Genomic DNA, 22,594 nt, shown 5'->3' with positions numbered 1-22,594 from the left:
CCGGGGCGGGTTCAAGGCAGGATTCGCGGGTGTGTGCGAGTTGTTCGGAGCACAGGCAGGCTCACCGGGGTCACCGATCGCGCGATCGAGCACGAACTCACGTCACTGACGCACCTTCAGGATGCCCCGGCGGACCAGTAGTCGGAGTGCACGTTGGGGCGCGGCAGGGGGTAGACACCCTCGTACGCCGGACCGTTCGGCTCGGACGTGGAGTCCGCGACCTTCGACTCCTTCACGCAGGGACTGTCCGCCTCGAAGAACACCTGCCCCTTTCCGCGGAAGCTGACACTGATACCGAACCCGGCGTCCGTGTGGGCATAGACGGCCGGGAACTCCGTGTCATTGTTGATCGCCTTGATCCGGTAATCGCTCCTCCGCCAGAACGTCTCCACCTGATCCAGGAAATCCGCCCGACGCGACGCCGACACGATGGTCATCACGGTGCGCCTGCGGGTCACATCGCACGTCCCCGTAGTCGTCGGCCCGTGCGCCCACTGCACCTCGGGATCAATGGCCTTCAGCACCGCGTCGAGCATGCCGTCGGACCGCTCGGCGGCCTGCTGCATGTCCATGCGCCCCTTCTTCCCTCCGGCATCCCCTTGTACCCGGTGGTCGCTCCCGCACGCGGACAGGGAGAAGCCGAGGGCCAGGGCCACCGCAACGATCCGGAACCGTCGCTTCATCGCTGTGCCTCCATCTTGAGCCTGTCGGCATGTCCCGACACGATCAGAGCGATGCTGTCCGCCGAGACGGCGTCCCTGACCGGATCGAAGTAGAGAGAGTGGGCATCGAAGCTCAGGCCGGAGCCACTGACCACCGGTGGCCCGTCACCCACAGGGAAGCGCCTGGCGCCGAATGCCTTGCTCGCCGGGTCCTTGCCGAACCAGAGATCGTCATCCCCGGGGTCGGCCAGATCCCCGGCGAAGTATGCACCAGCAGGACCGAGGGCCAGCATCCCCAGCACACCCACGGCGGACTGCAGCTTGGACGGGAGCTTGGTCACCGGGTCGTTCGCCGCGGCGCCGACGAAGACGTGTCCGGCACCGACCCCGAGATCCACGGCCTGATCCACGCCCACCCCCGGGCTGCCGACCAGAATGATGTCGTCGACCCCCGGGATTCCGCCGACATGCTGCGCAGCGGCTCCCACGGTCCGCGAACCGTACGAGTGCCCGATGGCCGTCAGATGCGGATCCTTGTTCTGGTTGGTGGCGACCAGCCCGCTCATGAAGTCGTTGTACGCCACGCCGCCCTTCTCCGCCCGCCCCGTACCCATGACCGCCAGACTGCTCAGCCCGTCCGGCGTCTGCGGCGCGTCGTAGCCGAGCCAGACGATCGCCGCACTGGACTGGTCGTACCCCTGGGCGCCGATAGCCGTGTCGCGAGCCCGCTTGAGATCGTTCTTCGCGAATTCCTCGTCCAGAGACGTGTTCAGCCCGGGCACGTACGCCGACACGTTCTTCGACGTGTCCGGATTCCCGAACGAGACGATCGCCCGGCCGTTTCCCTCGTCCGATATGCCGAGCAGGTACATCGGCGGCTGCTTCCCGTTCTCCTTCAACTGCCGCTCGATCTCCCGCAGTCCGGCGAGCTGCTTCTGCGACTTCGCGTCGTCCTGCCCCGACAGCTTCCCGATCAGCTGAGTCAGGTTCTTCCGGTTGGCCGCGTCCCTGGTCGCCGCCGGGATCCCGTCGAGGCCGCCGATCTGATCCGGGGAAAGGGCGAGGTACTGGTCGCGCTGGTCCTGCGTGAGACCGTCCCACCACGCCTTGCGTCCGGCAGCAGTGCCGTTGCGCGGGATGCGGGCGTTCAGATAGTCGCGCTGGTCCGCCTGCACGGCCGCACCGACACGGGAGCCGGAACCGGGCAACCCGGCGCCGACGCCACCGACCCCGGTGGCCCCCTTGATCAGCTCCCCCGCCGCACCGGCACGGTCGCCCTGGGACCACTTGTTGCTTGCGTTCTGCGCGTACTGGGCGACCTGGTTGCCGAGGTTCCTGCCGTTCGCGACGGGGTGGAGGACGGCGTCCGCGGCACCGCTGACATCGCCCCAGAGACCGTCGCCGACGAGCCCGGTGAAGAAGCTGCCGTCCGATGCGTGACCGGCGGCGCTCGCACCGTCGCCACCCTGGGCGGCCTGAGTGGCGCTGCCGCCGTCTCCGCCGGATGCGGTGGACCCGCCCGACGCATCCGTGCCGCCCGAGTCCGAACCACCTGAGTCCGAACCACCCGACGCTGCGGAACCGCCGGAGTCCGATCCACCGGAGTCCGATCCACCGGATGCTGCGGAGCCCCCCGCGTCCGTCCCCCCGGATGCGGTGGACCCACCGGACGAGGAAGTCCCTCCGGCCACGGTCGACCCCCCGGAGTCCACACCGCCGGACTCCGTACCGCCACCGCCAGAGGCACCGCCGCCATCAGTGCCATGGCCGGCCACCACGCCGCTGCCCGCCGCCGGGCAGGCGCTACCGGTCAGCTGGCAGATCGCACTCCGGATCCCACCGGTCAGCTGCCCGCCGATCTGCGTCGCCATGAGCGCACCGACAAGGGCCACGACCACCAGGACCGCGCCGAGGTACTCCATCGCGGTCTGGCCACGGTCACGACGGGCCCTGATCACCCGCGCGAGAATGAACGGCCTTTGCGCGGCGCGCTGTTCAGGGCTGAGCCTGAACCAGGCGCGGGAACTCCTCAGGAACAAAAGGACGACGACGGCGACAGGTATCACCAGCTGGGCGACACCCTGGACGCCCCCGTCCCCACTCAAGGCGGCCAGCGCGCCGAGGACGAGCCAGACGTGTACGGCAAGGAGTCCGCGCCGGATCCGAACGCCACCGGTCCACAGATAGAGCGAGAGGACGAACCCGGTGACACCCGGCAACGCCGCGTACAGCAGCATGCCCAGCAGCCGACCGTTCACCGCGTCGACCGAGGACGCCACCGACAACACGTCGATCACTCCGACGACGGTGACGACGAAGAGCACACGGACGAGGATCAGCACTGCTTGCAACGTGCTCGGCAGGGGCTGCCTGCCCGAATGGACCACGACAGCATCCGGGTCAACGCCACCCGGAACCGCTAATCCTCGTATGCCAGACACGGCGAATCCCCCTACCTTGTGAGTGGGTGCAGTGAGCAGTGACAGATCCGCCACTCCACGTATGCGACCACACGGGCACCGGGCGGGGCATGGGCCCCAGGGCCCAATGCGGGACTCAAAGTGCGTGATGCGTCTGGAGGTTCAGGCCACGTTGTTCTGATGTGACGTCAGGGTGCTCCGGCGGACCAGAAGTCGGAGTGCACGTTGGGGCGCGGAAGGGGATAGACGTCCTCGTACGCGGGACCGTTGGGCGGGGTGGTTGACTCCGCCACCTCCGATTCCTTCACGCAGGGACTGTCGACTTCGAAGAAGGCTTGGCCCTTGCCGCCAAAGACGAGGCTGATCCCAAAGCCAGCATTCGTTTGCGCATAGATCGCTGGCACTTCCGTACTATTGTTGATCGCCTTGATTCTGTAATTACTATTCCGCCAAAAGCGGTCCACGACACCCAGAAAACTTCCTCGCCGCTCTGCAGAAACAATGGTCATCACCGTGCGTCTACGGGAGACATCACAGCTCCCTGCAGTCGTCGGCCCATGGGCCCACTGAACCTCAGGCTCGATAGCGTTCAACACAGCATCAAGCATCCTGTCTGCGTGTTCCGCCGCTCCCTGCATATCCATGTCGGTCCTCTTCTCACTACTCATGCAGCCGAACAGTGGCACACACAACAGCACTACTGCTGCCACGATCCTGAACTGGCGCCTCACCGCGGCTCCTCCATCTTGAGTTCACGGGACTGCCCTGCGGCAACCAGAGCAATACTGTCCGCCGATACGGCGTTTCGTTCTGGGTCGAAATACTGGGAATGCGCATCGACTGAGATCCCCGCGCGACTGATCAGTTGCGGACCCTCCTCTACACGAAAACGCCTAGCACCGAATTCCTTACTCGCCGGATCCTTGCCGAACCAGAGGTCATCATCACCGGGATCCGCGAGATCCCCGGCCATATACGCAGTGACTGGCCCTCCGGCAATCAGTCCCAGGACACCAACAGCACTCTGCCGCTTGGAGGGAAGCCTGGTCACCACGTCGTTCTCAGCCGCTCCGACGAAGACATGCTCCTTCCCGACTCCGAGATCCGCCGCATGATCCACGCCGACCCCGGGACTTCCGACTAGCACAATGTCGTCCACGCCAGGAATCCCCCCACGTTGTTGAGTAGCAGCACCCACGGTGCGTGAGCCATAGGAGTGCCCGATAGCCGTAAGATGCGGGTTCTCGTTTTCATTCGTAACTGCCAGGCCACCCATAAAACCATTGAACGCTGCACCACCTTTCTCAGCCCTGCCATCGCCCATGACAGCCAGGCTCCCCAGGGGATCATCAATGGGCGTTTGCGGTGCGTCATAACCAAGCCAGACGATGGCAGCACTGGAAGAATCGTGACGCTGAGTCCCAATTGCCGTATCACGAGCACGCTTCAGGTCACTCTTCGCAAATTCCTCGTCTAGCGCCGTGCTCAAGCCCGGCACATAAGCCGACACATTCCGAGCCGTATCCGGATTCCCGTATGAGACAATCGCCCTCCCATTCCCCTCGTCCCCAATCCCGAGCAGAAACATCGGCGGCTTCCGGCCGTCATGCAGCTGCCGGTCAATCTCCCGCAACCCCGCCAACTGCGTCTCCGCCCTGTCCCCCTCCTGCCCTTCCAGCTTTCCGATGAGCAGTTGCAGGTTGTCCCGGTTGGCGGCGTCCCGTACGACCGCCGGGATTCCGTCCAGGTTGCCGATCTGGTCCGGGTACACCGCGAGGTACTCCTCCCGCTGTTCCTGTGTCAGCCCGGCCCACCACGCCTTGCGTTCGGCCGGGCTCGCGTCGTGCGGGATGGCTTCGTTCAGGTAGGCGCCCGCCGCGTTCCGTACCGCTGCCGCGTCCGTCGCCGCGTCCGTCCAGGTCGAATCGGGGACCTTCAGGCCCTCCTCGGCCTTCAGCTCCCGCAGGATCCGCGTGTACCGCCAGTCGATGTCGGCCGCTGTCCGCAGGGCCTTGACCACCCGGTCGGCGATGTCCTGCGCCTTGGCCACGTTCGGGTTGGGGGCGACGAGTCCCGAAGGCGGCAGCAGCCCCGGTACTCCTCCCCCGGTCGCCGTGCCGCCCGGCATCGGCCTGCCGTCGATCAGCCCCTCGCCGGCCTCCGGGTAGGTCACTGACCCGTCCGGGTGCACGGTGAACTTCAGGGCTTCCGCGTCGTCCAGCGCTTCCTGCAACGCCCTTTGCTGGCCCCTGATTTCGTGGGCCATGCTGTTCAGCGTGGTGCGGAGCAGACCGCACTCCGTGTACACGTACTGGAAGTTCCGGCTGAGTTGCCGCAGCCGCCCTACGGCCGCGTCGGCCGCCTCGCCCTGCTGCGTCTCGCGCAACCCGTTCAGCAGCTGCTTGTCGATGCGGTCCCGGCCGGTGTCGGCCAGGTTGCTGGCCCGGCCCCATCCGTCGGCCGCGCCTTCCAGTTCTGCGCAGTTCATGTCGCGCAGTTGGGCCCACGTGATCTTCGAGGTCATTGCCCACCGGTCCGCGACGCCACCCGCGCGAAGGACGACTTCACGGTCTCGTTCGTGGCGCCCTGGGCCCGTGCGACGGCGCGCAGTTTCCCGGCGAGGCTCCCGCACTCGCCGCGCGCGGCTTCGATCCGTCGCTGCCACGACTCGCGTACGGCGCGGAGTTCGGCCAGCGCCTCCAGCCCGGCGGTCCCGGTCACGACCCCTTCGTGCGCGGTCTCCAGCTCGGTCCTTACCGGCCCCAGCAGCGTGTGCAGCGACTCGGCTCCCCCGGCAGCCTGCAGCCAGGGGCCGTCGCTGTGCTTCAGTTCATCTCCGCCACCACCACCCGCACCGCCACCAGCCCCGCCCGCCCCGCCCAGATCGCTCAGCCTCTGCCGGCTCACCACGGCCACACTGCTCACCCCGCTCCTTGATCGTGGAGCGGCACTGTCCCAAAGACGGCGCACCCGACATGCCATGCGCGTCGGCCCTCGGGGCGGGCGTTCGGCCCTGAATTGCAAGGCCGAAGCCCCGCCCCGCCCCCAGCGGGATTTCACCCGATCGGTGGGCCGCCGGAGGACGTGCGATCAGGCATTGCCTGCCGGGCAGTTGTGGTATGCGGCGACCAGCCAGCCCTCCCCCGCCCCCTGGCCAGCCGCCTTTGCCAGGACCCATGTGGCGAGTACGAAGCGGTCGGCGGGGACCGTGGACTCGCCCGCCGACAGGATTCCGCTGCGGCTGATCACCACGGCGGCGTCCTCGCCGGTGAACCGAACGCTCCGCACCTCGTCGACAACGGTCGAGCCCTTGAGCGGTCCCGCGAATCCGGCTGCCATCCGCGCACGGATCGCTTCTTTTCCGTCGCTGTACGAACCGGGCAGCACCGAGGTCGCGTCCTGCGTGTACAGCGCCGCGAAGGCGTCCGCGTCGTTGTCGGCCCAAGCCGCGTAGACACGGTGCAGCACCTCCCGTACGGCAGCCTCGGACTGCGTCGAAGCAGCAGTGGCGATGTTCTCGATCACGGTCTTCCTCTTCTCTCCGGGATGGACACTCGTACGTACCGAGCAGCCCCCGGGAACTCATCGCTCCGCCGGCCACCGATTCACGAGAGGCACACCCTGTGGTCACATCGCCGAACGAGGACTTCGCCGTCCGCACCGCCCCCTTCAGACGCGAACTGCTGGTGCACTGCTACCGGATGCTCGGTTCGGTCCACGACGCCGAGGACCTGGTCCAGGAGACGTACCTGCGGGCATGGCGCGCGTACGAGCGGTACGACGACCGCCGGGCCTCGCTGCGCACCTGGCTGTACCGCATCGCCACCAACGCCTGCCTGAACGCGATCGAAAGCCGCAGCCGCCGCCCTCTGCCGTCCGGTCTCGGTGCTCCGAGCGAGGACCCCGAGCAGCCGCTGGTCCCCGGGTGGGAGGTGCCGTGGCTGCAGCCGTTCCCGGACGGCCTGCTCGACGCGGACCGGGGCGACCCGGCCGGCGCCCTGGCCGTACGCGGCACCTTGCGGCTCGCGTTCGTCGCCGCCGTACAGCTTCTGCCCGCACGTCAGCGGGCCGTACTGCTCCTGCGTGACGTCCTGGAGTTCCCGGCGGCCGAAGTCGCCGGGCTGCTGGACACGACGACGGCCGCGGTCAACAGCGCACTCCAACGTGCCAGGGCCCGCCTGGCAGGCGCTGCGCTCACCCAGGACGGATCGTTCACCGAGTCGGCCACCGGCGTCGATGAGCCCACCGATCCGGAGCGGCGCGCTCTGATCGACCGCTATGTGAAGGCGTTCGAGGACGCCGACATCGCCACCCTCACCACCCTTCTCACCCACGACGCCATCCTCGAGATGCCGCCGTTCCTCACCTGGTACGTCGGGCGCGAGCTCTACACCCGTTTCCTGGCCCGGATCTTCGCCCTCCGGGGCACCGACTGGCGGATGCGCCCGACCGGTGCCAACGGGCAGCCCGCCGTCGCCGCCTATGTGCGCGACGACGACGGCACATACCGCCTGCACACCCTCCAGGTCTTCACCGTCACCGTCTCCGGCATCAGCCGCACCACCGTGTTCCAGGACCCGGACGTCTTCGCCGCGTTCGGCCTGCCGCCCCAACTGCCGCCCCTCTGAGGTGAAGAAGGTGCCGACCAGGCAGAGCCAAGTGTGAAGTCGATGGCCTGCACCCACCTCATCGAGAACCCGGTGCAGGCCCTCCCGCGGATCTCCACCGTGTCTCCCGGCAGATCCTGGATCCAGGACTGCCATTTCCACCGGTCATGGCAGGACCGCCCGATGCCGTACCCCCACAGGGCCACCGGGATACGAGCCGTGTCTCGGACGCTCGTGCGCCCCGTTGGCCGGAGCGTGCACCACACGCTTGGTCCATCCGGACCCGCCTCATGACGAAGCATCCGCTTTCTTGTGGTTTCGCATGCTTTCATCTCGCCATGGAGGCGATCAGATGATGGCTGAAGATCGACAACAGGGCACGCGCACACAGGTGACTACGTCGCGGCGGCGCGTGCTGGCCGCAGCTGCGCTGGCACCGATGCTGGCCGGAGCCGGGGCAGGGGCAGCCGCCGCTGAACCCGTACCGGACGGAATGACCGGGATGCCTTGGAACCGGAGGCACCGGCGGGTCAGGCCGGTGACCACCACCGAGGCGGACTGGGCGGACGTAGCACACACGCTGGGCCGCAGAGGCAACATGCTGCGGGGAACGACCTACCACACGCCCTTCCCCCGCGGGGATCTTCACGTGGTCTCCGACGGCATCGCCATCACACCGGCGCTCGCCCTGGGCACGCACGTGGCCTTCGTCCGTTACGCCGACGGCAGCACGATGTGTATGGGCGATGTAGCAGTCACCGAGGACGAACTGCAGCAGGTGACCGACGCCTTTCAGGCGCACGGGATCGCGCAGACCGCGCTCCACAAGCATCTGCTCGGCCAATCACCCGACATCTGGTGGACCCACGTCCACGGACACGGCCACGACGCAGTGGCCCTGGCGCGCGGCCTGCGCGCGGGATTCGACCTCACCGGGACTCCGCCGGCAGTTCCGACCGGCCCGCCGGTCCCCAGCGACCTCGACATTGCCGGAATCGAGGCCGCGCTGGGCGCCAAGGGTTCCAGCGATGGCGTGGTCTACAAGCTCGTCTTCGCCCGCCGCGAGACGATCTGCGACGGCCACCTGGTGCTGCCTCCCGGTCTGGGATCGACCAGCGCGTTCATCTTCCAGCCACTGGGGGGCGGCCGGGCCGCGCTCAGCGGCGACTGCGTCATGCTCGCCGAGGAGGTCCAGAACGTACTGGGGGCCCTGCGGCGCGGCGGGATCAAGCTCGTCGAGTTGCACAACCACCACTTGACGGAGAACCCTCGCCTGTTCTTCACCCATTTCTGGGCCGTGGGCGATGCCGTCGAGCTCGCCCGAGGGCTGCGCCCCGCAGTGGATGCCACCAACGTCGTGCCGACCAGCTGAGAAAGAGGGGTGGGGAGCGGGTTGCCCTCGGGTACCCGCTCCCGGGTCCTTGGGCGTCCTCGGCGCCGACGGCGCACCATTCGCGCGGCACCGGCACGCCCCGCCCCTTCCGCGGGCCAGAGCCTTCCGCATCACCGGGGCGGTCAATTCCAATGGCCCAATTGCCCAGGAGCGGTGCGTGCCTCGGAAGACGATCGGGTACCGATGACCTGTTCATCCCAGTACGTTACGAATCATCCGTCAGATCCGATTTCTGGAGCTCCGTATGGAACCAGTCTCCACGCCGCGGAACTGTCCATTCGACTATGCCGAGGCCCTCGAATTCGATCCGCTGCTCAAGCAGCTGCAGAACGAAGCACCCGTTTCCCGCATCCAGCTGCCCCACGGCGACGGGGAAGCATGGCTCGTCACCGGCTACGACGACGTACGCACGGTGACCACCGACCGGCGATTCAGCCGCAGCGCCATCATCGGCCGAAACTTTCCGCGGATGACCCCTGAACCCATCGTTCAGGACGAGGCGATCAATGTGATGGACCCGCCGGCCAGCAGCCGCCTGCGCAGCCTGATCTCCAAGGGCTTCGCGCCGCGCCACATGGAGCGCATGCGGGTCCGTACCCAGCATGTCGTCGATGAGCTGCTGGACCGGATGGAGGAGCACGGTTCCCCCGCCGACCTCTTCGAGCACCTCGCGGCCCCCCTGCCCCTGACCACCATCTGCGAGGTCCTCGACATCCCCGAGGGCGACGACGCGCAACTGCGCGCCCACGCGCGGACCATGATGGACGTCGGTATCGACAACCGGGAGAACGCGGTCCGCGCCAAGGCCGACCTCCGCGCCTACTTCGCGAAGCTGACGGCGCACCGGCGCCAGAACCCGGGCGATGACCTGATCAGCGCGCTGGCCGCCGCCCGCGACGGGGACGAGCTCCTCAACGATCAAGAACTGACCGTCATGGCCATGGTCCTGCTCATCACCGGCCAGGACACCACCACGTACGAGATCGGGAACATCGCATACACCCTGCTCACTCGCCCCAAGGAGCTGGCCATGCTGCGCGCCCGGCCCGAGATGCTCCCGCAGGCCATCGAGGAACTGCTGCGCTTCATCCCCTTCCGCAAGGGCGTCGGCATTCCCCGCGTCGCCACCGAGGACGTGGAACTGAGCGGGGTGAAGATCCGAGCGGGAGACATCGTGCACGTCTCCTACCTGACGGCCAACCGGGACGGCCGGAAGTTCGACCGGCCTGACGAGCTGGACCTGGAACGCACAGGTCCGTCCCACATGACCTTCGGCTGGGGCGGCCACCACTGCCTCGGCGCCCCGCTCGCCGCCACGGAGCTCCACGTCGCACTCGGAACCCTTCTGAAACGCTTCCCCGACCTTCGGCTGGCAAAGCCGGCCGAGGAAGTGGCCTGGAACAAGACGTCGATCTGGCGCTATCCGCTTGCGCTGCCCGTCGCCTGGTGACGTCGATACCCCAGTAAGAGGACCTCGCAAAATGGACGCCGCGAGCCGGGCGCCCATTTTGCGAGGTCCTCTACTGCTGATCTTTGCGTGATGTCGCGTCGCGGTTGCCCTTCGCTGCAGGTCAGGGCCACCGCTGAGGCGGCGCCCTTGGAGACCCACCGCGCTCCGACCCGGGTCCGGCCATCGCGCGAGAGAGCCCGGGCCGCGGCGCGCAGCCCGGGCGCCGCCGAGCGGGTGAATCGATGCCGTCCGGGCAGCAGGGCGTCCCGCGCCCGGCTTCGTGGCTCGCACCGTGCGACGGCACGAGGCGGCCCGCTCCACCCGGTGATCACCGGTCCACGGGATCGGTGACCGTCGCCCGCAGCCGTGCGTCTCCCGGCGTGGGGCGGCCCCTCGGCAGGCCGGTCGTGCACGCGCCGGGCAGGGCCGGCCACGGCGGTCCGCCCGCCGTGGCCGAGGACAAACAAGGTGGTCAGCGGTGCCGTATTGGCCCTCAGGGGGCAAAATCCCAGGACAATCCGGGGCTCCCGCACAGCGCGTTCCGTCCGACGTGCGGCCCTCATCCGCCTGTCGTAGCGTGATCTCCAGGGCCGATCAGGTGCGACCGAAATTCATCTGCCCATACGGTGAGAATTCAGCGCATTCGTCGATCGGCCCGTCCATGCCCATCCCAGGGGCATGGAATTCGGCGCCACAACCAAAAGGTCTGTCGCGCGCCGCTCCACGCACGGTGCCGCAGTGGCAACCGTCGGCCGACACCTGCCCCCGCATCCGGTCAGGGCTCGGCCGTGTGGTTCATCGTCCGCTAGGAGGAGATCCATGGCGGTACTCTGCAAGCCCGCAATCGCAGTTCCCGAGTACGTCATCACCAACGACGAAACCCTCGAACTGGCACAACGGCTGCACGGTGACCATCCGCAGCTCGATCTGGTCCTGCGTCTGATCGAACACACCGGGGTTCAGAAACGACACCTGATCCAGCCGATCGAAAAGGTGCTGCAGCACCCGGGGTTCGATGCGCGCAGCGAAGTCTACGAAGCGCAGACCAAGGCCCGCGTCCCGGCTGTTGTCCGCCAGGCACTGGACCAGGCGGAACTCGAGCCGTCGCAGATCGACTTGATCATCTACGTCTCCTGCACCGGCTTCATGATGCCTCCGCCGACCGCGTGGCTCATCAACACGATGGGCTTCCGGCCGCAGACGCGGCAGATGCCGATCGCCCAGCTGGGCTGTGCAGCGGGCGGCGCAGCCGTCAACCGGGCCCACGACTTCTGCACGGCGTACCCCGACGCCAACGTGCTCGTCATCGCTTGCGAGTTCTGCTCGCTGTGCTACCAGCCCACCGATCTGGGCGTGGGGTCCCTGCTGTCCAACGGATTGTTCGGCGACGGGATCGCCGCCGCCGTGGTACGGGGCAAAGGCGGCACCGGAGTCCGTCTGGAACGCAACGGGTCGTACATCATCCCGGACACCGAACGATGGATCTCCTACGCGGTCCGGTCCACGGGCTTCCACTTCCAGCTCGACAAGCGCGTGCCCGGAACCATGGAGCCGCTTGCCCCGGCCCTGAGCGCCCTCGCGGATCAGCACCAGTGGAACGCCAGCAAGCTGGACTTCTACATCATCCACGCCGGCGGTCCGCGCATCCTGGACGACCTGAGCCGCTTCCTCGATGTGCCGCCCGAAGCATTCCGCTTCAGCCGGGCCACGCTCACCGAGTACGGCAACATCGCCAGCGCGGTGGTACTCGACGCCCTGTCCCGCATGTTCGATGAGGCGTCGACCCTGCACGGCCAGCGCGGCATCATGGCCGGCTTCGGACCGGGCATCACCGCCGAGATCTCCTTGGGAACGTGGACCTCGGAGCCCGAGGCAGTGGGCTGAGCCTCACACCAGCACGGTGTGTGCGCCCGGCAACCCGACCTGGAAGCCCCGCAACCACACCGTCCCGACCCCCCGGTCCTCAAGCGCCCTCCGCAGCTTGAGGACCGGGGGCAGTAACATCTGACGCCCACCGCCACGTGCGTAACATCGCGCATTCGGCTCAGTACGATCCCTGCATGGCTGAACTGCAGCGTCTTCGTGTCGACCATGCCCCGGCTCTTCTTGCGTTCGAGCAGGAGAACCGAACCTATTTCGCCGCGTCGATTCCCGATCGTGGCGACGACTACTTCGCCCACTTCGATGCGCGCCATCACGACCTGCTCGCGGAACAGGCTTCAGGGCTGCACTTCTTCCATGTGCTGGTGGACGCCGGCGGTGCGGTGGTCGGGCGGGTCAACCTGGTCGACGTGGCGGACGGTTCGGCCGAACTCGGATACCGGATCGCCGAGAAGAGCGCCGGACAAGGACTGGCCACGGCCGCCGTCCGTGAGATCTGCGCCCGTGCCGCAGCGGAGTACGGTCTGACGACGCTGCGGGCCGTCACGACCCTCGACAACGCCGGGTCACGAGCCGTACTGGCCCGCACCGGATTCATACCCACCGGCGAGGTCCGGCTGGGCGGCCGCCCGGGCCTTCGCTTCGTACGGGATCTGGGGGGAAGTGCTTGAAGACACCGCCCCGTGACGGACGCAACGACTCAGGGCGCCACTTCGCGGAGCTAGTCGGCGAGGGCCCGGTCACCCCGGCCTGACCGCTCGCGCTCCTGTCGGACGGCACGAGCCGGCCTGCTCCTCACTGTTTGCCGCCCGTCCCACCGACAGGCTTTCGCTACGTCACGCCCCTCTCCGCGCATTGAACTTGCTCCTGACCGGGAACAAATGACCACATCCCCACCATCGGGTCCCGGCAGCAAGGATTGATCCATGAACCGTCTCGCGCGCTTGATCAACACCACGGACGACGTACCGGGCCGGATTCTGCACTGGAACTTCTTCATCGGCGGCCACTTGAGCGCATCGGTGCCCGTACGCCTCGTCGACCGCACCGACGAGGGCCAGCTGATATGGATGGAGACGGGTGCGCCCATGTGGCGCACAGACCTCCCCGGAGGCGCACATCTCCGGGACATCGCCCCGGACGACCGACCCGCCACCGGATATCCGGTGGTCCCCGATCGGTGGCCGATGGGCAGCGCCCTCTTCTATCAGCCCACCGGTGCCGCACATTCCGTGCTGTGGCTCTTCGGCCGCAGGGGAAAGTTCCGTGGTTGGTACGTGAATCTGGAGCGCCGCGTCCACCACGGCGACGACATCGACATCGCCGACCACGAGCTCGACATCAACGTCGCACCGGACCGGTCCTGGCAGTGGAAAGACGAGGAGTCCTTCGCCGAGAAGACCGGCCACCCCGTCTACTGGTCGGCCGATGAAGCGGCCGCCATCCGCGCCGAGGGCACCAGAGTCGCGCGGCTGGTCGAGGCCGGAACCTTTCCCTTCGACGGCTCCTGGTGCGACTTCCGGCCACCGAAGACCTGGACGACTCCGCCTCGCCCGCCGGGCCCCCGTCGCTCCGTCCTCTGACTGGCCCTCAACCCGCCTGCCCCGATGGGCGCGAGAAGGGACCGGAGGCGGGCTTCGGCCAGGGTGGCGAGATGGCAATGATTGCCCAGAGTCACCACCCGTGATACACAGAGTAACCATACATATGTGGTCACACAACGATTCGATCCGCAGGTCAGGGCGGTCGGACCGGTCAAACGTGCGAGATCCCATGAAAGAGAGGCGCCAAGTCGTCCCACCTGGGCGGATTCATCAGCGAAGATAGAGAGCGACCCGTGCCACGTGGCAGGGGCAGTGAACTACCCAACAGGGGCGGTGACTTACATGGTCCTGGCAGCTGACACTGATAAGGGCGGCATCAGCACCATCATCAACGGCATCGCTCCCAAGTGGGGGCCGTTCGGAGCCCTGGGCGACGAAGCCAAAGTGATGATCGAGGTCGTCATGGCCGTTGCCATCCTGCTCTGCTTCGGCATCGCCATCTGGGGAGCAGCCAAGCAGCGCATCGGCGCGACGGCGTTGCGCGACACGTTCAGCGCGGAACAGGGCAAGGGCCTGATCGTTGCCGGTCTGACCGGTGTGTTCATCATTGGATCACTGGGAACCCTGTTCACCATCGTCTACGGGATGGCCATCTAGCCGTCCGTCAGCCTGCCCGGAAGGCTGCCGCCGCCTCCTTTCCGCTTCCACCCCATCCGTCCGTCGTGCCCACCGGCAGAGGTTGCGTCTCCCTGATGTCGAGTCATAACACCGCGTCCGCGCGAGAACCAGCACGGCTACCGTCGTACTACGCGGAATCGCACATGGTTGAGGGGGCCTACGCAGCATGAGTGCCGGCGACGATCACGGCTACAGCGACTCGGGCACAGGCCGTACGGACGATGGATACAGCACCCTTGGCGGAACGCGCCAGACCCGTACACGATTCCCCGACGGCGAGGGCGGCGACGGGTACGGCGGCTCCCGTCGGCCGGCCCGCAGTTCACGGTCCCTGGTCATGGTGGTCGGCGTGGTCGTCCTCCTCATCGCGGCTATCGCGTTCGCGAACATGGGCGGGGGCGGGAACGACGGCGGGGCGTCGGAAGGGCGCGGCGGCGGCAGCAAGGCGGGCTCGGCGCCTACCGCTGCGACGGGCACGAAGCCGGTGACGGGGAAGAACGGCTCGATTCCTTCGGGATTCGCCCACGACGAACAGGGTGCGCAGAGCGCGGCCGCGAACTACTCGGTGGCGCTCGGATCCGCCGAGATGTTCGATTCGACTCATCGCCGCCAGATCGTGAACGCCGTATACGCACCTGACGTCGCCGCGGCCCGTCAGGGCGACTTGGACAAGGTGTACTCCGGCGAGGCATTCCTCACCAGCATCGGACTCAACGCGGACGGCACTGCCCCGAGCGGCATGACGTTCATCTCGCGCTCCAACCCAGTTGGTACCAAGGTCGTGAAGTTCGGCGGCGACACCGCAAGTGTCGCCGTTTGGTACTCGGCCCTTTTCGGGCTGGCTGGTGAAGGTTCCAAGAACCCGGTGTCCGAAAGCTGGTTCACCAACACCTTCGAGTTGGCGTGGATCGCTGGCGAATGGAAGGTCACCGACTTTACGCAGAAGGATGGCCCCGTCCCTGTCGGCCGTGACCAGGCTGCCTCCCCCGCCCAGGAGATGGCTGATGCCGTGGAACAGTTCGGAGGGTTCACGTATGCCCGGTAAACAATCTCACCGAGCCCTCTCACTGGCTGCTGTGGCAACGGGCCTGCAGGTCGCCGTCGTGCTCCTGGCAGGTCGCGCCTTCGCTGCGCCCTCGCCCAGCCCGTCACCGAGCAAGAGCAACAACGCTTGCGATCTGATCCGGGGCCCGGCTAGGAGCTACTGCGAAAACGGCGACGCCGGCAGCCCCAAAACCACCTCCCCCGACGACGCCGCCAACGCCCTCGACCCCCTCTCCTCCCTCGCCCGCGGCTGCGCCGACGCCGCGGCCTGGATCGTCGGCAAGCTCAGCGACGCAGTCAAAGGCACCGCGAACGTCGACTTCACCAACCCCAAGTTCCTCCAGCAGTACGCGGTCATCTTCGCCGCCTCCACCGTGCTCACCCTCGTCCTCTGGCTGCTCGCCGTCGCCAAGCGCGCCATCCGTGGCGTTCCGGTGGCCACCGCGATCTCCGAGGCTGTCGGGTTCCTCTGGCTGACCGTCCTCGCGTCCGCGTTCACGCCGCTCGTCCTCTACACGGTCGTGTCGGCGACCGACGGGGTCACCGACGTCATCGCGTCGTCCTCCGGCGGGCAGACCGATGTCTTCTTCGGTTCCTTCGCCGAGGCGCTGAGCAAGGGTTCCGACATCGGCGGCGGGCCGATCATGCTGATCGTCGTCTCGCTCGTGTCGATCCTCGCCGCGGGCGTGCTCTGGCTGGAGCTCGTGATCCGGGCCGCCCTGCTCTACGTCGGCGCGCTGCTCGGCGTCGTCGTCTACTCGGGGCTCGTCGACAAGAACATGTGGGGCCATGTCCGCCGCTGGGCGGGCATCATGATCGCGGTGATCATGGTGAAGCCGGTCATCGTCATCGTGCTCGGGCTGGCCGGCGCACTCTCCTCCGACGGGGGACCGAACGCGTTCTCCGCCGTCGTCTCCGGGCTCGCCATCATCCTCCTGGCAATCTTCGCCTCGGCGATGATCTACCGCTTCGTCCCAGGCTTCGGCGACGAGATCCAGGGCGCCCGTACCAACCGCAAGCAGGCCACCGACGGCGCCCAGGCCGCAGCCCTGATCAGCTCCCCCGCCGCCCTCGTCTCCCAGGGCATCAAGACCCACAGCAGCCGGAGCGGCGGCGACGGCGGACAGGGCGGCGGCAACAGCGGCGGCAGGCCCGCCAACCCGGTCAGCGGCGGTGTGGCCGCGCACAGCTCCCGCAACACCGGCGGGAGCGGGGTCGGCGGCGGATCTGTCCCCTCCGCCGCACCTCCGCCCCGCAGCGGATCGGGCCCCACCTCCGGCACCCCGCACAGCAGCCGCACCAGCCGGGGCGGCGGTACAGGCAATGCAGGTAACAACAGCACAGGAGGTGGAGGGCGTTGACGACCCAGTCCCATCCGGTCGCGCCCCGCCGTACGTATCTCATCGGCCGGGCCAGGCCGAACGCGATCGTCGGCAAGAACCGCGAAACCGGCGAGATCGCGCTGATCATCGTCGGCGCGTTCCTCGGCATGATGAGCGGGCTGATCGTCCCCGTCCTGTCCCTGCGGATCGTGCTGCTCACGGGCTTCCCGCTGCTGGCGCTGGCGATCGTGTACGTCCCGTACAAGCACCGCACCTTCTACAAATGGTTCGAGATCAACCGCAGCTTCAGGCGGTCCGTGCGCCGCGGCGCCACCTACCGTTCCTCCGCCATGGAAGCGGGCGTACGGGGCGACGGCCGCGAGGTCGAGGTCGGGCCGCCCCCCGGCATCGGCCGGATCAACTGGCTCTCCGCCCCCTTCGGCCCGGACGAGATCGCCGTACTGCTGCACGCCGACCGCCGCACCGTCACCGCGGCGATCGAGATCGAGGGTCCCGGCGTCGGACTCCGCGACAGCGAGGACCAGGAGGCGCTGGTCGACCGGTTCGGCACGCTGCTCAAGCACGTGGCCAACGGCGACGGCTTCGTGACCCGCATCCAGATGCTGGCCCGCACCCTGCCCGCCGACCCCGACGCTCACGCGAAGGACGTCGCCCAGCGGGGCGACAAGGCGGCCCCGGGCTGGCTGCAGGAGTCGTACGACCAGCTCCAGTCGATGGTCTCCACCTCCAGCGAACAGCACCGCGCCTACCTCGTCGCGTGCATGCACTTCAACCGCGAGCTGGCCGCCGAGGCGAACGCCATGGCCCGCGCCGCCCGCCCCCAGGCAGGCCGCAAGCTCGACCGGGACGCGGGGCTCGCCGTCGTCATGGCGCGCGAACTGACCGACATCTGCGCCCGCCTCGCCGAAGCCGACATCCGGGTGCGTCAGCCGCTCGGCCAGAGCCGGCTCGCCTCCCTCGTGCACTCGATGTACGACCCCGACCACCCCATCGACCACATCCAGGCGATGACGAAGCGCAACGCCTGGCCCGCCGAACTGGATGCGGTCGAGCCGACGTATCTGCAGGCCAAGACCCGTGAGTCGGCGACACGTGCACCCTGGTGCCACGCCACGGCGTGGGTGAAGGAGTGGCCGATGACGCCCGTCGGCGTCAACTTCCTCGCCCCGCTCCTCGTCCACACCCCGGACGTCATCCGTACGGTCGCGGTCTGCATGGACCTCGAACCGACCGAGGTCGCCATCGAGCGGATGCTCACGGAGAAGACGAACGACGAGGCCGAGGCGAGCCGCCAGGCCAAGATGAACCGGACCGTCGACCCGCGTGACATCGCCGCCCACGGCAGGCTCGACCAGCGGGGTGAAGATCTCGCGAGCGGCGCGGCCGGAGTGAACCTCGTGGGGTACATCACCGTGTCGTCGCGATCACCCGAGTCCCTCGCCCGTGACAAGCGGACGATCCGGGCCTCGGCCGGCAAGTCGTACCTGAAGCTGGAGTGGTGCGACCGCGAGCACCACCGCGCCTTTGTGAACACCCTGCCGTTCGCCACCGGCATCCGTCGCTAACCGAGAGGGCAGTCACGCCATGCGAGATCCGCTGTCCGCGTTGTCGGATGCCTTCACCTCCTTCCTCTTCGGGAAGGTGGAGACGACCAGACTGCCCGTGCGTACCTCCACCGGCCAGGCCCAGGCGGTGTACCTGCCCACCGCCGCGCCCGGTCTCGGCGACTCCGGCGTGATCATCGGCCGCGAGGTGTACTCCGGCAAGGGGTACATCTACGACCCCTTCCAGCTGTACGGGCAGCAGCTCCCCGCCCCGCACTGGTTGGTGCTCGGCGAGTCGGGCAACGGCAAGTCCGCGCTGGAGAAGACGTACGTGCTCCGTCAGCTCCGCTTCCGCGACCGCCAGGTCGTCGTCCTCGACGCCCAGGGCGAGGACGGCGTCGGCGAGTGGAATCTCATCGCCCAGGAGCTCGGCCTCACCCCCATCCGTCTCGACCCGACCGCGGCCCTGAACGGCGGCATCCGGCTCAACCCGCTGGACCCGTCGATCACCACGACGGGCCAGCTCGCCCTGCTCCGTACGATCATCGAAGTCGCGATGGGCCACGGCCTCGACGAGCGGTCCGGCTTCGCGCTGAAGGTCGCGCACGCCTACGTCAACCAGACGATCAACGAGCGGCAACCCGTACTGACCGACATCGTCGAGCAACTGCGCCACCCGGAACCCGAGTCCGCCGAGGCGATGAACGTCGACATAGACGACGTGCGCGCCTGGGGCCTCGACGTCGCCCTCGTCCTGGACCGGCTCGTCGACGGTGACCTGCGCGGCATGTTCGACGGCCCGACCTCCGCCGGCATCGACCTGGACGCGCCCCTGATCGTCTTCGACCTCTCGCACATCGACCGGAACTCGATCGCGATGCCGATCCTGATGGCGATCGTCGGCGTCTGGCTGGAACACACCTGGATCAGGCCCGACCGGAAGAAGCGCATCTTCCTGGTCGAAGAGGCCTGGCACATCATCAATTCACCGTTCGTCGCCCAGCTCTTCCAGCGGCTGCTGAAGTTCGGCCGGCGGCTGGGGCTGTCGTTCGTCGCCGTGGTCCACCACCTCAGCGACGTGGTCGACGGGGCCGCGGCACGCGAGGCGGCGGCGATCCTCAAGATGGCGTCGACCCGGACGATCTACGCACAGAAGGCCGACGAGGCCAGAGCGACCGGGCGCGTACTCGGCCTGCCCCGCTGGGCGGTCGAGATCATCCCCACCCTCACCCCCGGCATCGCGGTATGGGACGTCAACGGGAACGTACAGGTCGTCAAACACCTGATCACCGAGGCGGAACGGCCACTGGTCTTCACCGACCGTGCGATGACCGAGTCGTCCGCAGTCGATCTGCTGCCGGAGGACGTACGGGCCGCAGAGCTGGAGACCGAACAGCGCGCGGCACGCATCGAGCACCAGCAACGACTGAACGAGTCGTCCGAGTCAACGGTGGCATGACATGGCAGGGCGTACAGAGCAGCAGACCGGTCCGAGCACTGGCGGCATCCCGGACGGTCTGCTGGTCGGCCTGCTGGGCTTCCTACTCGGGCTGGCCCTCCTGGCCTGGACGGCCACCGGTCTGTCCGGACTGTTCACGCACGGCGCGTGGCCGAAGGGCGTCACCTTCACCGAGACGCCGCTTGCCATGCGTCGGCTGGCGGCGTCCCCGCACGACATCCCGGCAGCCTGGCCCGACACACCGGCGGACGAGCTCTCCGGGTACGGGCTGTTCTGGGGCCTGTTCATAGGCGAACTCATGGTGCTCATGGTGCTGACAGTGTTCGTGATGGGCGTGGTGGCCCGCTGGCGCGCGGTACGAGCACGTCGGCGGGAAGAACGCCGCGAAGAGCGCTTCGCAGCGACCGTCGAAGCGCGGGACGAGGAGAGCGACGCGAGACGCACGGCGCACGCGAGGCGCGAGGAGCCCGCAGGGGTGGAAGTTTCCGTCCCCGCACCTGAGCCCGCGCCTGTCCCCACACCCACCCCCGCTGTCGCAGCCACCCCGGCACCGGACGAATCCGCCGAGGGCCCCGCGCCCGCTCTCCTCGCGCCGGCCGTTCCTTCCCCTCGCACACCTCTCGTCGTCTACGGTTCGGCCGCCACCCGCCGGCCCACGGTCGTCCAGGCCATCCGGGAGGCGGACGGACCCGCCCTCGTCATCACCTCGGACCCCACCGTCTGGGCGGAGACCAAGGACGCCCGCGCCAAACTCGGCCCGGTCCTCGTCTACGACCCCGGCCACCTCTGCGACACCCCGGCCCGCCTCCACTGGTCCCCCACCGCCGGATGCGAACAGCCCGATACGGCAGCCGCTCGCGCCGCCGCGCTCCTCGCCCCGGTCCGGCCGCAGGCCCGTATCGACGCGATGACGGCCGAGACCGCGGAGACCCTGCTCCAGTGCTGGCTGCACGCCGCCGCCATAGACGGTCGCCCGTTCCGCCAGGTCCACCGCTGGGCCCTCAGCGGCAGCGCCCACGAACCCGTACGCCTGCTCCGTACCCATCCCAAGGCGGCCTCCGGACTCGCCGGCCTGCTGGAGTCCGCGCTCACCGGTCACCTCGAACGCCGGGAGATGGCCCAGGAGCTGACGGTACGGGCGTTCGCCGCGCTCTCCTCGGTCCACATCCGCGAGGCCTGCACACCGAACCGGGCCGATTCGCTGGTACTGGAATCTTTTGCGGGCGAAGGGGGCACGCTCTATGTGGTCGGTGAACCCATCGAGGATCCTCGCTCCGCACCCGGCGCGATGCCCCTCCTCACCGCCCTCGCCTCACACGTGGTCGAGCGCGGCCGCCGCTTGGCCGCACGGTCAACCGACGGCCGGCTCGACCCACCAATGGCCTTGATCCTCGACGACGTCGCGGCTGTGGCGCCATTCCCCCAACTCCCTGAACTGCTGTCGACCGGCCAGGACCAGGGCCTGCCGACGCTCGTCCTGCTCCGCTCGAAGGAACAGGCCCGGGCCCGCTGGTCGTCCCCGCTCTAGTGCCCCTCACGGCACTAGGAGTTACGTGACGGGTATCGAGGCCGCCGGAAAGCCCAGCCGCTCCGGGCGACAGCCGGCCGAGCCGGTGCGGCAAGCCATCAGAGCGGACGGACGATCTCGTACTCCAGGTCCAGCACCCTCGGGTCGTCCGGCTCGACGATGGTCTCCCCGGTCGGTACGAAACCGAACCGGCGGTAGAACGCACTGGCCCGCGGGTTGTTCTCGTGGACGTAGAGACGCACCCGCTCGATCCGCGGCTCGCCCAGCGACCACGCCCAGTCGACCCCGGCCCGGAACAACTGGTCGGTCAGCCCACTGCCCCGTGCCTCGGGCCGCACATAGACCCCGACCACATGGGCCTGGTGAACCTTGGCGGGCGCACCGAACCGCAGGTCCCCGTCCGGTCGCTCGATGAGCACGCTGATCGTGCCGGCCCAACTCCCGTCGGGGGCCTCGGCGATGAACTGACGTGTCTCGTCGCCACTGGACTCCGCCCCACCGGCTGCGCGCCCCTGCCAGAAGTCGTCGGGCTGAGCCGCCCCCTGCTCGTACGTCTCCAGAAACGCCACAGGAGCCGCGGGATCCTGCAGGGCGGCGAGCCGTATGTCCTTGACCAGCGTCCATTCCTCGGCGCGTACAGGGCGAATCACATAGTCCATACACCGATCCTGTCCGGCTTCCCGTCCCCGAGCAATCGAATTCGTGCTCCCGGGCCCGCACCAGCTCGTACTGTCTCCGCATAGCGGCGATGGAGTCGGTGATCTGGGGCCAGGACCTGAGCATGATCGGGGACGACCTGGCGGGCCGGGTCGCCGCTGCCCCGGACGACATCACCGTCCTGGTCGCCGAAGCAGACGGCGAACTTGTCTCCGCTGCCTGGCTGGTCTTCAGGACGGGAACCGAATTCGCGGCCCCGTGAACGCAGAAAAGCCCCACACCAGAGGTGCGGGGCTTTCCCGGAATAATTGTTCGGCGGCGTCCTACTCTCCCACAGGGTCCCCCCTGCAGTACCATCGGCGCTGAAAGGCTTAGCTTCCGGGT

General features: G+C 68.0%; 20 protein-coding genes and 1 rRNA gene. 13 read left to right on the top strand and 8 right to left on the bottom strand.

The annotated features are described in order from the left end of the window. Nucleotides 1-116 precede the first annotated feature (116 nt). The 6 genes from ACFU8W_RS28765 to ACFU8W_RS28740 all read right to left on the bottom strand — a co-directional run bounded on the left by ACFU8W_RS28765 (nt 117) and on the right by ACFU8W_RS28740 (nt 6,607). Nucleotides 117-683: a hypothetical protein gene (locus tag ACFU8W_RS28765; protein ID WP_384043047.1), complete on the bottom strand. Its 567-nt coding sequence runs from the start codon at nt 681-683 to the stop codon at nt 117-119. After that, nucleotides 680-3,004 (bottom strand): alpha/beta hydrolase, encoded by a 2,325-nt coding sequence (locus tag ACFU8W_RS28760; protein ID WP_384043041.1) that lies wholly within the window; start codon nt 3,002-3,004, stop codon nt 680-682. Before ACFU8W_RS28760 ends, ACFU8W_RS28765 begins: the two co-directional genes overlap by 4 nt. Nucleotides 3,005-3,270: 266 nt before the next feature. Then, entirely contained in the window at nt 3,271-3,750 is a 480-nt protein-coding gene (locus ACFU8W_RS28755; protein WP_384043301.1) for a hypothetical protein, read from the bottom strand. A 59-nt stretch (nt 3,751-3,809) separates the two neighbouring features. Beyond that, nucleotides 3,810-5,606 (bottom strand): alpha/beta hydrolase, encoded by a 1,797-nt coding sequence (locus ACFU8W_RS28750; RefSeq protein WP_384043038.1) that lies wholly within the window; start codon nt 5,604-5,606, stop codon nt 3,810-3,812. Beyond that, nucleotides 5,603-6,007 carry a hypothetical protein gene (locus ACFU8W_RS28745; RefSeq protein WP_384043035.1) on the bottom strand — a complete coding sequence of 135 codons (405 nt, stop codon included), beginning with the start codon at nt 6,005-6,007 and terminating at the stop codon, nt 5,603-5,605. The genes ACFU8W_RS28750 and ACFU8W_RS28745 overlap by 4 nt, the downstream gene beginning before the upstream one ends. 165 nt (nt 6,008-6,172) lie before the next feature. After that, nucleotides 6,173-6,607, bottom strand: a complete 435-nt coding sequence (locus ACFU8W_RS28740; protein WP_384043032.1) for an SgcJ/EcaC family oxidoreductase — start codon at nt 6,605-6,607, stop codon at nt 6,173-6,175. A 98-nt stretch (nt 6,608-6,705) separates the two neighbouring features. Here ACFU8W_RS28740 and ACFU8W_RS28735 point away from each other — a divergent pair, with 98 nt between their 5' ends. The 12 genes from ACFU8W_RS28735 to ACFU8W_RS28680 all read left to right on the top strand — a co-directional run bounded on the left by ACFU8W_RS28735 (nt 6,706) and on the right by ACFU8W_RS28680 (nt 21,553). Next, nucleotides 6,706-7,710 (top strand): sigma-70 family RNA polymerase sigma factor, encoded by a 1,005-nt coding sequence (locus ACFU8W_RS28735; RefSeq protein WP_384043029.1) that lies wholly within the window; start codon nt 6,706-6,708, stop codon nt 7,708-7,710. A 517-nt stretch (nt 7,711-8,227) separates the two neighbouring features. Then, on the top strand, nt 8,228-9,061 hold the full coding sequence (locus tag ACFU8W_RS28730) for a DUF1259 domain-containing protein (protein WP_384043026.1): 834 nt from the start codon (nt 8,228-8,230) through the stop codon (nt 9,059-9,061). Nucleotides 9,062-9,326: 265 nt separating this feature from the next. Next, nucleotides 9,327-10,532, top strand: coding sequence for a cytochrome P450 (locus ACFU8W_RS28725; protein WP_384043023.1), 1,206 nt, complete (start codon nt 9,327-9,329; stop codon nt 10,530-10,532). A gap of 819 nt (nt 10,533-11,351) precedes the next feature. Further along, nucleotides 11,352-12,416: a type III polyketide synthase gene (locus ACFU8W_RS28720; RefSeq protein WP_384043021.1), complete on the top strand. Its 1,065-nt coding sequence runs from the start codon at nt 11,352-11,354 to the stop codon at nt 12,414-12,416. Nucleotides 12,417-12,592: 176 nt separating this feature from the next. After that, entirely contained in the window at nt 12,593-13,084 is a 492-nt protein-coding gene (locus ACFU8W_RS28715) for a GNAT family N-acetyltransferase (protein ID WP_384043018.1), read from the top strand. A 255-nt stretch (nt 13,085-13,339) separates the two neighbouring features. Next, nucleotides 13,340-13,996, top strand: coding sequence for a DUF402 domain-containing protein (locus ACFU8W_RS28710; protein ID WP_384043015.1), 657 nt, complete (start codon nt 13,340-13,342; stop codon nt 13,994-13,996). A 303-nt stretch (nt 13,997-14,299) separates the two neighbouring features. Continuing rightward, nucleotides 14,300-14,614, top strand: coding sequence for a hypothetical protein (locus tag ACFU8W_RS28705; protein WP_030924923.1), 315 nt, complete (start codon nt 14,300-14,302; stop codon nt 14,612-14,614). 187 nt (nt 14,615-14,801) lie between these two features. After that, complete coding sequence (locus ACFU8W_RS28700; RefSeq protein WP_384043013.1) at nt 14,802-15,680, top strand: hypothetical protein; 879 nt, start codon at nt 14,802-14,804, stop codon at nt 15,678-15,680. Beyond that, nucleotides 15,670-17,040, top strand: coding sequence for a hypothetical protein (locus ACFU8W_RS28695; RefSeq protein WP_384043010.1), 1,371 nt, complete (start codon nt 15,670-15,672; stop codon nt 17,038-17,040). Before ACFU8W_RS28700 ends, ACFU8W_RS28695 begins: the two co-directional genes overlap by 11 nt. Beyond that, nucleotides 17,037-18,587 (top strand): SCO6880 family protein, encoded by a 1,551-nt coding sequence (locus tag ACFU8W_RS28690; protein ID WP_384043007.1) that lies wholly within the window; start codon nt 17,037-17,039, stop codon nt 18,585-18,587. Before ACFU8W_RS28695 ends, ACFU8W_RS28690 begins: the two co-directional genes overlap by 4 nt. A gap of 19 nt (nt 18,588-18,606) precedes the next feature. Further along, complete coding sequence (locus ACFU8W_RS28685; RefSeq protein WP_327245198.1) at nt 18,607-20,025, top strand: ATP-binding protein; 1,419 nt, start codon at nt 18,607-18,609, stop codon at nt 20,023-20,025. A gap of 1 nt (nt 20,026) precedes the next feature. After that, nucleotides 20,027-21,553 carry a type IV secretory system conjugative DNA transfer family protein gene (locus ACFU8W_RS28680; RefSeq protein ID WP_384043003.1) on the top strand — a complete coding sequence of 509 codons (1,527 nt, stop codon included), beginning with the start codon at nt 20,027-20,029 and terminating at the stop codon, nt 21,551-21,553. Nucleotides 21,554-21,651: 98 nt separating this feature from the next. On the opposite strand, the gene ACFU8W_RS28675 is transcribed toward ACFU8W_RS28680, so the two are convergent. Next, nucleotides 21,652-22,212, bottom strand: a complete 561-nt coding sequence (locus ACFU8W_RS28675; protein ID WP_384043001.1) for a GNAT family N-acetyltransferase — start codon at nt 22,210-22,212, stop codon at nt 21,652-21,654. Between the two features lie 89 nt (nt 22,213-22,301). Here ACFU8W_RS28675 and ACFU8W_RS28670 point away from each other — a divergent pair, with 89 nt between their 5' ends. Further along, nucleotides 22,302-22,472: a hypothetical protein gene (locus ACFU8W_RS28670; RefSeq protein ID WP_384042996.1), complete on the top strand. Its 171-nt coding sequence runs from the start codon at nt 22,302-22,304 to the stop codon at nt 22,470-22,472. Nucleotides 22,473-22,520: 48 nt separating this feature from the next. Here the strand turns inward: ACFU8W_RS28670 and rrf are convergent. Then, nucleotides 22,521-22,594 (bottom strand): 5S ribosomal RNA (rrf, locus tag ACFU8W_RS28665); the annotation flags it as partial.

Origin of the sequence: Streptomyces sp. NPDC057565, from assembly GCF_042801455.1 — a bacterium.
GTDB classification, from domain to species: Bacteria; Actinomycetota; Actinomycetes; order Streptomycetales; family Streptomycetaceae; genus Streptomyces; species Streptomyces yanii.
The sequence above is the reverse complement of the archived record's forward strand: the minus strand, read 5'-3'. Positions and strand labels throughout refer to the sequence as shown.